Here is a 14,142-nt window from a genome sequence, read left to right on the forward strand (position 1 = left end):
CAAGGCGATATTCTTCCGTACGCCTGGCAATGCCGGAGTATGGAAATTGCTGATCCCAAGAAACAGTCGAAGGACACCGATCCGGTAAAGATCCGGGTGCACGGCAATCTGCTCGCAATGGAGGGCGCCGCTGACGCTGCCACTCGCGTAGCTGACAAAATTGCCAGTTACGCGTCAACCAAACGCCGAGATAAGCCGTTAGCCAGATCAGGTCATCCGCTTGCTGAGACAAACACGCCAATCGACCTTGCAATGAAGCGTCGATTGGCCATACAGAACGCTGTCGGTCGTCGACTTTCATTGCGCCTGCAAGCAGCGCGTCGTTACCGATAAGCCTCATTCGAGGCCTCACTCTCTCCCTTGCTATTTCTTTACGAACAACCAAGGGCAGAAAGGTATTCGAATTATTACGAGATATTACCGGCGCATCGCCGCCGGGGTTGTGGAGACCATGCACTTGAAGATCTTACATAGCGAGTCATCGACTGGATGGGGTGGTCAGGAGATCCGCACGTTGAAGGAGATGGTGGCGCTGCGTGAAAGCGGTCATACCGTCGAGCTGATTTGCCCCCGCGAGGCGCGTCTCGGTGAGCGTTGTGCCGAGCTCGGTTTCGCCGTGCATCACGCGCGCATGCGTAGCGGCGGGGACATGCAATCGATGCTGCGCATCAAGTCGCTATTACGTCACCGCGCATTCGACGTGCTCAATACGCACAGTGGTCACGATAGTCTTGTCGCAGGCACGGCGGCGCGGCTCGCGCGCACGCCGCTCATCGTGCGTACGCGGCATCTCGCGTTGCCGATTTCGTCGCTTGCGACGTATTCATGGATTCCGCATCGCGTGATCGCGGTGAGTCATTACGTGCGCCGCTACCTGATCTCGGCAGGGGTTGCGGAGAAGCGCGTGCAGACGATCCATGACGGCATCGTCAATCCGCAACCGGTCGCGCATTCGACCTTGCGCGCGGAACTCGGTCTCGGGCAGGACGCTTTCGTCGCATGCATGGTCGCAATCATGCGCGATAAGAAGGGCCATGAAGATCTGATCGCGGCAGTGCGCCCGTTGCTCGATACGCACGCGAATCTGCATGTCGTGATGGCGGGCGACGGTCCAAGTTTCGATCGCATAAAAAGCATCGTCGTGAACCTTGGACTCACGCATCGCATTCACTTGCTCGGCTTTCGCACCGACGTGCCGAACATCTTTCGCGGCTCCGATCTCTTCGTGCTGCCCACGCATCAGGAAGCACTCGGTCAGGCGTTCATCGAGGCGATGGCCGCGGGCTTGCCTGTCATCGGCACGCACGTCGATGGCGTGCCCGAACTCATCGAAGACAACGTCAACGGGCTGCTCGTGCCGCCGCACGATCCCGTCGCATTGCGCGGCGCGATCGCGCGCATGATCGGCGATCCGGCACTGCGGCAGCGACTTCAACGCGAAAGTCTGCGCATCACCGAGCGCGGCTTCACCGTCGGCGACATGGCGCACGAAACAGCGCTCTTTTATGGACGCGCATTGCATGAGCGAGGCCATCGCCGATGAGCCGCAATCAGGCGCGCGCCATTCCCGTGCTGATGTATCACCACGTCAGCACATCGCCCGGCATGATCACCGTGACGCCGGGCAATTTCGCCGCGCAGATGGCGTATCTCGCGGGCGCAGGCTATCGGACGATCGGCTCGACTGAGCTTGCTGCTTTTCTGAGCGGTGAAGACATGCCGGCGAAATCCATCGTCATCACTTTCGACGATGGCTATCTCGACAACTGGGTACACGCGCATCCCGTACTGCAGCGTCATGGATTGACGGCGATGTGCTTCCTCGTGAGCAGTTGGCCCGGCGAAGGCGGCGTGCGCCCGAATGTATCGAATGCGAACTCCGCGCTTCCGGCTTTGCTCGATCATCACGCGGGCGAACGTGCAATCGAGAACGGTCGTGTCGATGATGTCATTCTGCGCTGGTCCGAAATCGAAGCGATGCGCGAAGCCGGCACATTCGAGTTTCATAGCCACACGCATACGCATGTGCGCTGGGATCAGGTCACAGGTTCGCGGGGTGAAAAGCGTGAGCGTCTGCATGCGGACCTGAGCGCGGCACGCGCGGCATTGCGCACGCGTCTGGGCGACGTGTCCGATCATCTGTGCTGGCCGCAAGGCTATTACGACGACGATTATCGCGAAGTCGCGTTGAACGCGGGATTCAGGCACTTCCATACGTGCCATTCGGGGACCAACGTGGGCGTGAATCCGCTGGATCGCAACGGGTCGGCGGATGGCGAGCGCACCATCAAGCGACTGGAAGTGCGCGATCGTCCGGCTTCGTGGCTGGCGTCGCGCTTATGGGTGCATACGCGGCCCGCCATCAGCCGCGCCTATCTGACGATCAAGCGCTGATTCAGACGCGATGCGCTTGCACGAAAGCGCTGATCGCATCGTTCACCGCATCGGCTGCATCGCGATGCGGTGAATGCCGGCATTGCTCGAGCTTGACGAGCTGTGTGTGATCCACGGCTGCCTCGATGCTGTCGAGTTGCAGCATCGAGGCGTATTCGTCGTCATAACCTTGAATGGCGAGCAATGGCCGCCTGATCGACGCTATCTCTTCCGTGATATCCCAATGCAGGAACGCGGGATTCAACCACGCGTCATTCCATCCGTAAAAGGCCGAATCCACGTCGTCGTGATAGGCCCGCAGCTTCTCTCTGAACGATGTCGTTTCATATGTGTTGCGGGCTTTTTCGATGCCTTCGACCGTCATCGGTTCCACGAACAGATGCGGCGCCATGATGGCGAGACCCGCGAGCGCGTCAGGGAAGGCACTTGCATAAAGCAGCGCGATCGTGCCGCCATCGCTATGCCCGATGAGCCACATGCGTGCGCGTTCTTCCGCGTTGATTTCCAACGCATCGAGCAACGCGGGCAGCACGTCATGCGCCTGCACATGCAGAAACTCGACGGGCCATTTCTCTTCAGGCCGGCGCGGCGTCGAGCGTCCGTATCCGGGCCTCGAATAAACGAGGCCTCGGCAATTCAGGCGATCGCATAGCATTTGCGGCCAGCCTTTCCATAGCGCGATCGAACCCAGCCCTTCATGCAGGAACAACGCAATGGGCGCATCGGCGCGGTCCGCATTCAACCATCGATATTCGATGCGCAAGGGATATGCGCCGATCTTCAATTCGACGAAACGCGTCATGTCGACGCTTGTTACTGGATCGTGCATGGAGATGAAAGTGCCGAGCATGAGAGGGATAGAGATTAACAGACGGTCTGCGTCATTTTCTCGTCAGAAAAAAAACGCGGCAATCACATGCATGTTTCAACATTGTGCATGTTTCCAAAAAGGTGCTGAATTTCGCTCTACGTTCATATTCGATTGTTCTGATTTTTTAGCTGGACGTCACTGAACTTTCTATGCGAAAGTGATTCGTAAGAAACTCGCTCCACTGCAATGCAGATGCGGCCCCTTTACGATCCTTTGGAGAGCAATGCATGAATCGACCGAAACGGATGTTATTGGAAAACCTTGCCTGGGCACGCGAGACTGCCCACGCCGATGAACAGTTTTTTCCGCGACTGGCGCAAGGCCAAAGCCCGAAAGTGCTGTGGATCGGCTGCGCGGATAGCCGCGTGCCGGCTGAAACCGTAACGAACGCCAATCCCGGCGATCTCTTCGTTCATCGCAACATTGCGAACCTGTTCTCACCGTCCGATGACAACACGATGAGCGTGCTCGAATACGGGGTGCGCGTGCTGAAAGTCGATCACGTGATCATTTGCGGGCATTACGGATGCGGCGGTGTGCGCGCCTCGCTGCTGCCGCAATCGAGCGACTTGCCGCACGTGAATCGACGTATCGCGCCGTTGTGCGCCTTAGGCGAGCGGCATCGCGATGAACTCGATGCACACACCGAACTCGATGCGCGAGCGAATCGCCTCGCCGAATTGAACGTGCTGGAGCAAGTGCGTCTCTTGCAACAACACTCTGTCGTGCGCGATCGCGAAGTGCCGCCCCTCGTTCACGGCTGGATCTTCGGGCTTCACGACGGCCTGATCAATGTGCTCGCCTGCGGCTACGAGGCAGAGGGCATCACGCAAGACGACAAGCGCATGCAGGTCGCATCGCTTCAGGCCGCTTAGACCGGCCGCATTCCCATCGATCGTTTCTCGATGCGATATCGCTTTTGCGATCTTCGCAGGCCCACACTCGTTCGAAAAAATCATGAGCTCAATTAACCGATTAGCCACTTTTCCGCGTGACCTTTTCGCGGGCACGGTCGTGTTTCTCGTCGCAATGCCGCTGTGTCTCGGCATTGCCAATGCATCCGGCGTCGAGCCGTTCGCCGGGCTTTTGTCCGGCATCATCGGCGGTCTTGTCGTCGCGTTGCTGAGCGGCTCGCAATTGAGCGTGAGCGGTCCGGCCGCGGGTCTCATCGTGATCGTCGTCGATGGCATCGCGGGCCTCGGCAGCTTTTCCGCGTTCCTGCTCGCCGTGCTGTTGTCGGGCGCGATCCAGTTCGGCTTCGGCGTGCTGAAGGCGGGGCGCTTCGCGGCGTATGTGCCTTCGTCCGTCATTAAAGGCATGCTCGCCGCCATCGGCCTCTTGCTCGTCATCAAGCAGATTCCGCTCGCTGCGGGTTTTGCCAACGAGGGCGCGCCGGTCGCGAGCGGTCCCGGCATGTTCGACACGCCGTTCGGTCCGATATCGATGGCCGCGTGCATGGTCGCCGTGATTTCGCTCGCGATGCTGGCAGCCTGGGAAACGCGTGTAATGCGCCGCTTCGCTCTCGTGCGCGCCGTGCCCGCGCCGCTCGCGGTGGTTGCGTTCGGCATCGGCATCACGTTGCTGCTCGATTTCCTCGCGCCGGGGTTTGCTCCGCCGGCGCAACATCGCGTTGCGTTGCCGTCGATTGAAACGTTTGCGGCGCTGACGAATGCCCTCGCATTGCCGAACTTCTCGCAGTTCGTGAACCCCGATGTATGGCGGCTTGCCTTCACGCTCGCCATCGTCGCGAGTCTCGAAACGCTGCTGAGCCTCGAAGCCGTCGAGCAACTCGATCCGAAGAAGCGCGCGGCGCATCCGGATCGCGAACTCAAGGCGCAAGGCATCGGCAACATGATGGCGGGTGCGATCGGCGGGCTGCCGATCACATCGGTGATCGTGCGCAGCTCGGCGAACGTGAATGCGGGCGCGCAGAGCCGCTGGTCGTCGGTCGTGCATGGCGTGCTGCTGCTCGCGAGCGTCTTCGCGCTGACGAGCGTGATCAACCTGATTCCGCTCGCCTGTCTTGCTGCGATCCTGATCTTCACGGGCCTCAAGCTCGCCAAGCCTTCGTTGTTCGCGGCAGTGGCGAAGCAGGGCATGGAGCGCTTTGCGCCCTTCGTCGCGACGATCGCAGGCGTGTTGCTGACGGACCTGCTGATGGGCATTCTGCTCGGCATCGCGTGCAGTCTGCTGCTTGCGATCAGCGCGAACGTCAAACGCTCGATCACGATCGCGCAACACGATGATCACTACCTGCTGTCGTTCCGCAAGGACGTATCGTTTCTCGGCAAGGTGACGCTCAAGCATCATCTGCGCACGATTCCCGATGGCGCGACCGTGATCGTCGATGCATCGCGGGCGGACTACATGGACCCGGACGTGCGCGAGGAAATCGACAGCTTCGTGGCGGCGGCGCCTGAGCGCGGCATGCATGTCGAATGCAGAAGTCTGCCGCGCGTCCGGGCAAGAACGGGCGTGGCCGCCGTGCGCGGGAGATGGCTCCGTGTGAGCAGACGGGAAATGTCTTCCGAATAAGCGCGTTCAACCCGGCGTCGATGGCGTCAGTTGCGCGTAGACATCGTGCGCGAGTTCGAGCATCACCTTGCGGTCGATGCCGCCCGATACCGCGTAACCGAAATCGCCATCGATCCAGTAGAACACGTTCACCGGCCCGTCCCGATACAGCTTGAACGCGGTCGTATTCGTGCTCGTCTTGCGATGCGAGATGCAAAGCGTCACGCGCTCGCCTTTGGCATCGCGATACATGAACTGCGCAGTCGGGCCGTTTTCGCCGGGAAGAAGACGGCCCCCCATGAGTTCGAAGCCGCTTTTCGTGAGCAGCGGCGGATGTACATCGGTGCCGAGTCTGTTCGACAGATACTGCACGAAGTCCTGGTCGCGATCCTTGCCGATATCATCGGGACGATCGACCGCGGGCATGTACACGACATGCGCAAGCGCGGCCTGACGCGCCATGCCTTCCATGCTTTCGGCACTCACGCCATGTGTATTCGATGCAATCATTCCTGGTAGCGACACCGCATCCCGCCCCATGCCGACGCCAACGCCAATGCCGATGCCCAACGCGAGCGACGCCGCCATGCCCGCGATATGCGGCCAGTTCGCCGCGCTGAACCAGCGCCGTTTCTTCAGCGTGCGCAGGCGTGCGGGCATGGGTTCGTTGAGCACGCGGTCGTAGCGCTCATGGAACATGTTGTTGAGCGAGAAGTAGTCGCTGACGCGCGCGGCCAGCGCGGGGTTGAGTTCGATGGCGCGCTCGACCTGTTCGCGGCGCTCGGGCGAAAGCGCGCCGTCGACGTAAGCGTGAAGATCGTCTTCGCTGATCGGAGTCTTTGGCTCGTTCATCGCACCACCTTCAATCTGGCACTGGGCTGCGTGCCCGCCATCAACGTGCGCAGACGTTCGCGACCGCGCGATAGCCGCGACATCACGGTGCCGATGGGAATATCGAGCGCGATCGCCACTTCCGCATAGGTCATCTCTTCAAGCCCGACGAGGAGCACGACTTCTCGCTGTTCGGCGGGCAGGCGCTGCAATGCATAGTCGAGATCGGGCACTTCGAGCGAGCGCATCTGATTGCCCGGGGCGGCGAACTCGCGCTCGCCGATATCGTCATCGTCGACGGACACATGCACCGCACGCGACGACGCCTTGCGTATCTGATTCACGAATACGTTATGCATGAGGGTGAAAAGCCACGCGCGCAGATCGGTGCCCGCCTCGAACATCGTCGTGCGCGACAAGGCGCGTTCGATCGTGTCCTGCACCAGATCGTCGGCGAGGTCGCGGTTGTTCAGAAGCGCGCGCGCATAGCGGCGCAGTCGCGGAACATGTTCGATCAGTTCGTCACGGATGGCCATCGCGTTATCCGTTGTCTTGCTGGCGCGCGAGCGTCAGCGCGTCGGCGGCGCGCATGAGTCCGTGCGTGTCCGCGCGTCCGCCGAGCACGTAACGCTTGCCGCCGGCAATCCACGAAAGCAGCCGGATATCGCCCACGCGTTGTGCGCTCCAGTGCGGCTCGTCGCTCGCGAACGGCGCGGCGGCGATCAGCAGGATGACCGCATTGCCGTCCGCGTTGCGGTAATCGAGTTCGTCGATATGCGTGAACTTGCCCGCAGGTCGCGTCCGCGTTGCGATCAATTCGAGTCCGACAGGCGTCAGTTCGATGAAGTGCGGGTCGTGCGAGACGAGCGGCCGCACGTTCGCGCCTTCATGCTTCGATGCTTCCATCAAGGCCATGACTGCGGCGGCATCGAGCATGTCGGCGGAAACGTGCGTCGCCGCGCACCAGCCGGCGGCGGCGGCGGCCAGGCTCGCGGCGATGAGTACGCGGCGCCACACACGGCGGCCGTTCGCGAAGGCGTAAATGGTTCGTCGGTCGAGCGGTTCGTCCATGATGGTGCATCGATTTTTATGGGCTCTCGATGCGCTAACATGCCGGACGAACGTTTTATTCCCACCGCCGCTCGATTATTTTCGAAGCCGACGCGATCAGGACACGATCGAAACCGAGAATCCGTCCCATCCCTTGGTGCCGACCGTTTGTATCGCGGTGGAGGACACATTGGCATCCGCCGCCAGCATGTCGAAGAAGCGGCGCACACCGATTACGTCCGGGTCGCTGCTCTTCGCATCCGCGACGCGGCCCTGGCGAATGACATTGTCCGCGACGATCACCGTGCCTGGCCGGCTCAGACGCAGCACGAGACGCAGATACGCTGGATAGCTTTGTTTGTCGGCATCGAGAAAGATGAAATCGAAAGGCGGAATGCCGTCGCGCACGAACGCTTCGAGCGTATCGATCGCATCGCCGACGATCACCGACACCACGCCTGACAGACCCGCACGTTCGATATTCCCGCGCGCGACGTCCGCATGATGCTCGAGGGCTTCGAGCGTGAGCAAGGTGCCGTCGGCGGGCAGGGCCCGCGCCAGCCAGATGGTGCTATAGCCGCCGAGCGTGCCGAGTTCGAGAATCCGCCGCGCGCCGCTCATACGCGCGAGCATCTGCAGCAGCTTGCCCTGATTCGGCGCGACGTTGATCGCCGGAAGTCCCGCTTGCGTGCTGACTTTCAAGGCCGATTCGAGCGCTTCGTCGGGTGTTTGCGTTCGGTCGCACAGGTACTCGTCCATCGCGGTCCATTGCTGCTCGTTCATCGCATCTCCTTAGACGTTGCCGGGAATCGCGCCGACTACCATACAGCACTCGTGTGAACGAACACAAATGCGCGGCCGCGATAAACAATTCAGATGGCGGCTTTGGCGATGGCAGCCGCTTCGCGCCGCATTTCATGCCCGAGCTGATCGACGGTCAATCGTATTGCATCGATCAACACGCGCGCCGCCGGCGATGGCGTGCCGCCCGCGCGCATCGTGAGCCCGATCTCGCGTCGCGTGTTCTGCAACGGAATGTCCATCACGACGAGCTGGCCCGATTCGCATTCGTAGTGCAGTTGTTGCGCGGACACGGCGGCGAGCATGTCCGTGTGCATCAACAGGCCGCGAATGACTGCGAGGTCCGCGGTTTCGACGCTCGGCATCGGCGGCTTCAATTTCCAGCGCTTGAATTGCGCCTCGAACATGCCACGCGCGGGCGCCTGACTACGCGGCAGAATCCATTGCGCGGCAATCAGATCCTTGAGCGTGAGTCCGTTCACGCCCGCAAGCGGATGTCCACGCCGCGCGATCACGACGATGTCCTCCGACATGAGCCGCTCGTTGACGAGTCCACTCGACGCATCGTTCTGACGCAGCGCGCCGAGCACGAAGTCGATGTCGCCTGATCGCAGGCCGGCGACCAGCGTTTCGTAAGAACTCTCGTCGGTCACGATGCGAACGCCCGGATACTGCGCGGCCACGCGTGCGATCGCGCCCGGCAGGATCAGCGTTCTGCCGAGCGGCAGCGCGCCGACCGTGACATAACCTTGAATCGTGCCGCGCAAGGCCGCGAGATCGTCGGGGATGTGGCGCAGTTCGTTGAGCGCGCGGCGCACGTGCAGCACGAAGGTTTCGCCTTCGCTTGTGAGCAGCAGTCCGCGCGGGCTGCGGTAGAACAGTTGCATGCCCGCGCCCGTTTCCATGATGCGGATCGCGCTGCTCACGGCCGGCTGGCTCAACCCGAGCGTTTGCGCCGCGCTCGGCATATGGCGATGGCGCGCGAGTGCGGAGAACAATTGCAGCCGCCGCGTGTTCAGAAGAAAGGCGGGGAGCGTGCCCCCCGTCGCGGTGCGGCGGCGCGATTGCCGCGTCGCGCACCATTGCGCCAGTTCCTCCAGCTCTCCGAAGATGCGTTCGCATCGCAGCAGCACGACGCGACCCGCGGGCGTCGGCAGCATGCCTGACGGGCGGCGCTCCAGCAGGGTTTCGCCGACGGCGGCTTCGAGTTCCTGCAGCGAGCGCGTGACTGCCGATTGCGCGCGGAATAGCGCAGCGGCGGCGCGCGTGGCGCTGCCGGTTTGCGCGACGAGACGAAAGGCGCGCAGATACGCGAGGTTGAGCAATTCGCGATTGTCCATATGGGAACGAGCGTTTTCGAAGCCATCAGTTTGATTTATCGCATCGTAACGCTTCCCGCAGCGCACCCTCACTTTCCGCTAATTGTGCGCGCCGATCATGACGAAATGCAGAACAACGGGCGCCCGCGAAAGGCGCCGTCCAAATGATCGGAGGGTAGTGCCATGTACCAGCATATTCTTGTCGCCGTGGGACCGAGCTTCAGCGAAGCCGCCTTGTCGAGCGCCATTGCCCGCGCGCGCGAAAGCCAGGCGCGCCTCACCGTATTGCACGTGATCGATTCCGCGCCGTGGTGGGCCGGTTGGCAGTGGGACAGCCTGTGCGACACGCAGTCGCTCGTCAATCAGCTTGCGCTCGTGATTCGCCGCAGCAGCGAGAAGCGGCTTCGGCGCGCCGGCATCGAAGCCGAGTGGATCACGCGCACGCTGCCAGTAGATGGCCGCAGCATCGGGCGCGTGATCGCCGATGAAGCCGATCGCCTCGATGCGGATCTCGTCGTGCTCGGCGCGAACAAGCGCGGCTTCCATAGCCTCGGCGTGAATCATGTACGCAATGTCGTGTGCCGTCACACGGACCGGGAAGTGCTGATCGCGAGCGCGTGCGAATCGGAACAAGCGAACGTCATCGGCACGCGCGATCAGACGTCGAGCACTCTGAAGCGTCGCAACGCTTCGATTTGCGTCTGAAGATTGCGCGCACGATCGTCGCGGCAAAGCGTTTGCGCCGATGACGCATCGCCTTGCCGCAACGCCTCGACGATTGCGCGCAAGGCCTGCGCGTGCGATTCGTCGAGATCGATGAGTCGCAGCGTCAGCTCGCGCACGCGTCGCACCTGATCCGAGCATTCACCGACGATCTGCGTGAGACGCGGGTTACCGCTCAGTTCGATGAGGCGCATATAGAAGGCTTCACGCGCGGCGGACCACGCGTCGCGATCCTGCTTCGCGAAGGCGCGATCCATTTCGGTGCACGCTTTTTCCAGCGCTTTGAGTTCGCGCGCGCCAGGTTTTCGCGCGGCGATGGCCGCGGCAGCCGTCGCTTCGAGGCTCGTTTGCACCTGAAAGACTTCTTCGATATCGGCCATCGAAACGTTGCGCACGCGCATGCCGTGCCGCGGAATGATCTGCACGAGATGCTCGTTCTGCAGACGAATGAGCGCCTCGCGCACAGGCGTGCGGCTCACGCCGAACATTTCCACGAGTTCCTGTTCGAGCATCTGTGTGCCGGGCCGAAGGTCGTTGCTGAGAATCCTCTCTCGCAGCGCCTGATAGACCGTGTCGGTCGATTTTTCGCGCGCTTTGCTGATCGCTTCGGCGGTTCGGGCTGGAGCCATGGGCATTCCGAAAACATTGCCGTCGATGCACGGACGAAATGTCCGCCGGGCTATGGATCGTCGGCCGGCAGACGGAATGCCATCATTATATGAAAAGAAAATTGCCGTATCGCTCAACGTATACGTTAGCGGCCGATAAAAAAGCCGCCCCGTGAAGGGGCGGCGTGAACGGACCTGCGCGCGTACCGTGCGATCGCGAGCGTGAAGATCACTTATCCCAGACTTCTTCCGGCAGCGGCAAACCTTCGAGGTCGCCCGCCGTCAATGGACGATCGACCGTCACGCCGTCGCTTTCCAGCATCAGCATCACTTGCCGCGTGTGTTGGGCGCTGTGCCATGCGGTGCGTTCGAGCACTTCGTGCATCGAGCGTCGGCCATAGTAGGTCGGCACGTCATACGCGAGCGAGCGGTCGGACTCGTGTTCCCACCAGTCGAGCAGCTGTGCGCGTACGCTTTCGCCCCACCGCGCGATGTCTTGCGCCTGCCATTCCTGCGGCGGCACGTCGTCGAAACCTTCGAAGCGCAATTCGATCTGATGCGCGGCCTGCACGCCCATTTCAGCGACGCGAAACACATGGAACGTCAAGCCGGCCGGCGTCCGGTTGCGGTTCCGAAAGGGCTTGCGGAAATACTCGGCGCCGAATTGCCGCGCATAGCGCGCATTCGCTTCGAGAACCTGCGCGAGTTTCCTGACGAGTTCCTCAGGCGGCAGAGGCGGCGTCGGCGTGGTCTTGAGATCGAGAAAGCGGATCACGTCGTTGATCGACTGGCATAGCGTGTACTTCGTCCCGAGCGCGACCACGGGCACGCTGCGTGCGCCGAGCGCCGCGAGCGCCGCGCGACCTTCGGGATCGTTGTGCACGTCGATGGATTCGAACGCTATGCCCTGGCGCGTGAGAAATTCTTTCGTGCGCAGGCACGACGAACAGCCCGGTTGCCAGAACACGCGGATTCGCGTGCCGCTTGCGGTCGAATTGATTGCTTCCTGCATGATGGTTCCTTCGAATCGTGCCTGATTCAGGGCATTTTCGATCACGCGACCGACACGGCAAAGCAATGCTTCGTCATGCCGGCATCGCCACAGACGATGGCAAGCGTTCTTTAAGTACACTGCCGACGTGTCCTCCGAGCAAATCAGCCCATGCCGCCGATCGATCCGCTTTCGCTGAGACTCTTCCTCGCCGTCATCGATGCGGGCACTATCGCCGCGGCCGCGCAGCGCGAACACATCGCGGCGGCGGCCGTCAGCAGGCGCATCAGCGAAGTGGAAGCGATGTTCGGCGTGCCGCTGTTGCGGCGCACGAACAAGGGCGTCGAGCCGACCGAAGCGGGAGAGCGGCTCGCGGCGCTCGCGCATCGTGCATTGCATCAATTCGACGATATCGCCGTGCAGATGCGCGACTTCGCGAGCGGCACGAGCGGCATCGTGCGCATTGCCGCGAACATATCGTCGATCGTGCAGTTTCTGCCGCGCGATATCCAGTCGTTCGCGGCGCGCCATCCGAACGTCCGCATCCAGCTCGATGAAAAACCGAGCGCGCAGGTCGTGCGCGCGGTTGCGGACAATGCGGCGGATATCGGCGTCTTCACGTCAGTCCCGCACGGTTATGCGATCCACGCCATGCCGTATCGCACGGACAACCTCGTGCTCGTGACGCCGCCCGGACATGCTTTGGCGCAAGCGCGCTCGATTGCTTTCGCCGATTCGCTCGATGAAGAGTTCGTCGCCTTGCCCGCCGATACCGCGATCAGTCAGCGCCTCACGCGCGTTGCGAATGAACTCGGACGCCCGGTGCGCGTACGCATTCAGGTGTCGAGTTACGACGCGCAATGTTTGATGATCGAAGCGGGATTGGGCCTCGGCGTGATGCCCGAGGCGGTGGCGAGACAACACGCGCTCGCCATCGTCGCATTGAGCGATGCCTGGGCCGCGCGCGAACTGCTCATCGGCGTGCGCTCGCTCGATGCGTTGCCGGAGGCGTGCAGGAAGCTCGTCGCGCATCTTGCGAACGTTTGATGTGGTGCTACCATCGGCGCACAGCCGGTCTTCTTTGGAGACTTCAAGCATGGCCGCCATATCGCCAGCGAGACGCAACACGACCGAGCTCGCGTATCGCGAGCTGCGTCGCCGGATCATCGAAAGCGAATTGACGCCGGGTTCGTATCTGCTCGAACAGGAACTCGGGCTGATGCTCGGCTTCAGCCGCACGCCGATCCGCGAAGCCGCGCTGCGTCTGCAAGGCGAGGGGCTCGTGCAGATCGTGCCGCGTCACGGCATCCGTATCGTGCCCACGTCGATCTCCGATATCAAACACATCTATCAAGTGCTGATCAGCCTCGAATCGACGGCGGCGGCGCTTGTCGCGGCACGAAAGAGCGCGGATCTCGCGCCGCTCGTCGACGCATGCAATGCGATGACCGCCGCGCTCGAACGCGGCGACATGCTCGCATGGGCAGAAGCGGACGAGGTCTTTCACGAGACGCTCGTCGCGTTGAGCGGCAATGCGCGGCTTCATGGCATCGTCATGAACTGCCGCGACCAGGTGCATCGCGTGCGGCGCTTCACGCAGATGGTCAAGGCGCACCCACAGCCATCGAAGTCGATACAGGAACACTACGACATCATCGATGCGATGCGTTGCGGCGATGCAGCGAAGGCGAGCGAGCTATACCGCGCTCACCGCGAACGCGGCTGGCGCGACCAGACCAGCGTGCTGCAGCAATACGGCATTCAGCAAGCCTGATTCAATAGTCGCGCCAGTTTCGACGAGGGTATCTACGCCCTTCGTGAATCTGGACTTTTGCGAATTTAATGCATACATTAACTTGCACGGTTAAGCGATACAGCCGTGCGAGCGCTGCCACGCATGCGCAGCGCTCATGCAGATTGCTACCTCCAGAGCAGGTCCGAAAACCACAGTGCGGCCGCATGGCCCCGAGCACGTTGCGAGACCGCCGATCATGGATGGAGACGCCTACATGTTTGCGCCTGGAAAGATCGCGCGATTCG

At 61.8% G+C, this 14,142-nt stretch carries 16 protein-coding genes; 8 read left to right on the plus strand and 8 right to left on the minus strand.

Translation table 11 applies throughout. From position 1 onward, the window contains the following. Positions 1-39 precede the first annotated feature (39 nt). From NK8_RS28035 to NK8_RS28045, 3 genes are all read left to right on the plus strand, one after another. Positions 40-333 carry a hypothetical protein gene (locus NK8_RS28035; RefSeq protein WP_213233016.1) on the plus strand — a complete coding sequence of 98 codons (294 nt, stop codon included), beginning with the start codon at positions 40-42 and terminating at the stop codon, positions 331-333. Between the two features lie 124 nt (positions 334-457). Then, positions 458-1,543, plus strand: a complete 1,086-nt coding sequence (locus tag NK8_RS28040) for a glycosyltransferase (protein ID WP_225936493.1) — start codon at positions 458-460, stop codon at positions 1,541-1,543. Continuing rightward, positions 1,540-2,394 carry a polysaccharide deacetylase family protein gene (locus tag NK8_RS28045; protein WP_213233020.1) on the plus strand — a complete coding sequence of 285 codons (855 nt, stop codon included), beginning with the start codon at positions 1,540-1,542 and terminating at the stop codon, positions 2,392-2,394. Before NK8_RS28040 ends, NK8_RS28045 begins: the two co-directional genes overlap by 4 nt. Position 2,395: 1 nt before the next feature. Here the strand turns inward: NK8_RS28045 and NK8_RS28050 are convergent, their stop codons facing one another. Beyond that, positions 2,396-3,196: an alpha/beta fold hydrolase gene (locus NK8_RS28050; protein ID WP_225936494.1), complete on the minus strand. Its 801-nt coding sequence runs from the start codon at positions 3,194-3,196 to the stop codon at positions 2,396-2,398. 296 nt (positions 3,197-3,492) lie between these two features. Here NK8_RS28050 and NK8_RS28055 point away from each other — a divergent pair, with 296 nt between their 5' ends. Both NK8_RS28055 and NK8_RS28060 read left to right on the plus strand, forming a co-directional pair. Next, complete coding sequence (locus NK8_RS28055) at positions 3,493-4,140, plus strand: carbonic anhydrase (protein ID WP_162069858.1); 648 nt, start codon at positions 3,493-3,495, stop codon at positions 4,138-4,140. Between the two features lie 82 nt (positions 4,141-4,222). Beyond that, a complete protein-coding gene (locus tag NK8_RS28060; RefSeq protein ID WP_213233024.1) occupies positions 4,223-5,800 on the plus strand; it encodes a SulP family inorganic anion transporter in 1,578 nt (525 codons plus the stop codon). 6 nt (positions 5,801-5,806) lie between these two features. On the opposite strand, the gene NK8_RS28065 is transcribed toward NK8_RS28060, so the two are convergent. The 5 genes from NK8_RS28065 to NK8_RS28085 all read right to left on the minus strand — a co-directional run bounded on the left by NK8_RS28065 (position 5,807) and on the right by NK8_RS28085 (position 9,801). Further along, on the minus strand, positions 5,807-6,631 hold the full coding sequence (locus NK8_RS28065; protein WP_213233026.1) for an anti-sigma factor: 825 nt from the start codon (positions 6,629-6,631) through the stop codon (positions 5,807-5,809). Continuing rightward, on the minus strand, positions 6,628-7,146 hold the full coding sequence (locus tag NK8_RS28070) for an RNA polymerase sigma factor (protein ID WP_213233027.1): 519 nt from the start codon (positions 7,144-7,146) through the stop codon (positions 6,628-6,630). Before NK8_RS28070 ends, NK8_RS28065 begins: the two co-directional genes overlap by 4 nt. Positions 7,147-7,150: 4 nt before the next feature. Next, a complete protein-coding gene (locus NK8_RS28075) occupies positions 7,151-7,681 on the minus strand; it encodes an anti-sigma factor (protein WP_213233028.1) in 531 nt (176 codons plus the stop codon). 96 nt (positions 7,682-7,777) lie between these two features. Beyond that, positions 7,778-8,443, minus strand: coding sequence for an O-methyltransferase (locus NK8_RS28080; RefSeq protein WP_213233029.1), 666 nt, complete (start codon positions 8,441-8,443; stop codon positions 7,778-7,780). Between the two features lie 89 nt (positions 8,444-8,532). After that, positions 8,533-9,801: a LysR family transcriptional regulator gene (locus NK8_RS28085; RefSeq protein ID WP_213233030.1), complete on the minus strand. Its 1,269-nt coding sequence runs from the start codon at positions 9,799-9,801 to the stop codon at positions 8,533-8,535. A gap of 162 nt (positions 9,802-9,963) precedes the next feature. Here NK8_RS28085 and NK8_RS28090 point away from each other — a divergent pair, with 162 nt between their 5' ends. Continuing rightward, positions 9,964-10,485, plus strand: a complete 522-nt coding sequence (locus tag NK8_RS28090) for a universal stress protein (protein ID WP_213233031.1) — start codon at positions 9,964-9,966, stop codon at positions 10,483-10,485. Here NK8_RS28090 and NK8_RS28095 read toward each other — a convergent pair. Together NK8_RS28095 and NK8_RS28100 are read right to left on the minus strand one after the other, a co-directional pair. After that, entirely contained in the window at positions 10,437-11,132 is a 696-nt protein-coding gene (locus NK8_RS28095; protein WP_225936495.1) for a GntR family transcriptional regulator, read from the minus strand. The genes NK8_RS28090 and NK8_RS28095 overlap by 49 nt on opposite strands. A gap of 208 nt (positions 11,133-11,340) precedes the next feature. After that, positions 11,341-12,123, minus strand: coding sequence for a glutaredoxin domain-containing protein (locus tag NK8_RS28100; protein ID WP_213233032.1), 783 nt, complete (start codon positions 12,121-12,123; stop codon positions 11,341-11,343). Between the two features lie 150 nt (positions 12,124-12,273). On the opposite strand from NK8_RS28100, the gene NK8_RS28105 reads away from it, so the two are divergent. Together NK8_RS28105 and NK8_RS28110 are read left to right on the plus strand one after the other, a co-directional pair. Continuing rightward, positions 12,274-13,149, plus strand: a complete 876-nt coding sequence (locus NK8_RS28105; RefSeq protein WP_162069851.1) for a LysR family transcriptional regulator — start codon at positions 12,274-12,276, stop codon at positions 13,147-13,149. A gap of 49 nt (positions 13,150-13,198) precedes the next feature. Next, on the plus strand, positions 13,199-13,876 hold the full coding sequence (locus NK8_RS28110) for a GntR family transcriptional regulator (protein WP_225936496.1): 678 nt from the start codon (positions 13,199-13,201) through the stop codon (positions 13,874-13,876). Positions 13,877-14,142 lie beyond the last annotated feature (266 nt).

Source organism: Caballeronia sp. NK8, assembly GCF_018408855.1.
Taxonomy (GTDB): domain Bacteria; phylum Pseudomonadota; class Gammaproteobacteria; order Burkholderiales; family Burkholderiaceae; genus Caballeronia.

Coding starts and splice junctions, on each gene's coding strand:
- NK8_RS28035 (WP_213233016.1), top strand. CDS start 40: ATGGAAATTGCTGATCCCAAGAAACAGTCGAAGGACACCGATCCGGTA.
- NK8_RS28045 (WP_213233020.1), top strand. CDS start 1,540: ATGAGCCGCAATCAGGCGCGCGCCATTCCCGTGCTGATGTATCACCAC.
- NK8_RS28050 (WP_225936494.1), bottom strand. CDS start 3,196: ATGACGCGTTTCGTCGAATTGAAGATCGGCGCATATCCCTTGCGCATC.
- NK8_RS28055 (WP_162069858.1), top strand. CDS start 3,493: ATGAATCGACCGAAACGGATGTTATTGGAAAACCTTGCCTGGGCACGC.
- NK8_RS28060 (WP_213233024.1), top strand. CDS start 4,223: ATGAGCTCAATTAACCGATTAGCCACTTTTCCGCGTGACCTTTTCGCG.
- NK8_RS28065 (WP_213233026.1), bottom strand. CDS start 6,631: ATGAACGAGCCAAAGACTCCGATCAGCGAAGACGATCTTCACGCTTAC.
- NK8_RS28070 (WP_213233027.1), bottom strand. CDS start 7,146: ATGGCCATCCGTGACGAACTGATCGAACATGTTCCGCGACTGCGCCGC.
- NK8_RS28075 (WP_213233028.1), bottom strand. CDS start 7,681: ATGGACGAACCGCTCGACCGACGAACCATTTACGCCTTCGCGAACGGC.
- NK8_RS28080 (WP_213233029.1), bottom strand. CDS start 8,443: ATGAACGAGCAGCAATGGACCGCGATGGACGAGTACCTGTGCGACCGA.
- NK8_RS28085 (WP_213233030.1), bottom strand. CDS start 9,801: ATGGACAATCGCGAATTGCTCAACCTCGCGTATCTGCGCGCCTTTCGT.
- NK8_RS28090 (WP_213233031.1), top strand. CDS start 9,964: ATGTACCAGCATATTCTTGTCGCCGTGGGACCGAGCTTCAGCGAAGCC.
- NK8_RS28095 (WP_225936495.1), bottom strand. CDS start 11,132: ATGGCTCCAGCCCGAACCGCCGAAGCGATCAGCAAAGCGCGCGAAAAA.
- NK8_RS28100 (WP_213233032.1), bottom strand. CDS start 12,123: ATGCAGGAAGCAATCAATTCGACCGCAAGCGGCACGCGAATCCGCGTG.
- NK8_RS28105 (WP_162069851.1), top strand. CDS start 12,274: ATGCCGCCGATCGATCCGCTTTCGCTGAGACTCTTCCTCGCCGTCATC.
- NK8_RS28110 (WP_225936496.1), top strand. CDS start 13,199: ATGGCCGCCATATCGCCAGCGAGACGCAACACGACCGAGCTCGCGTAT.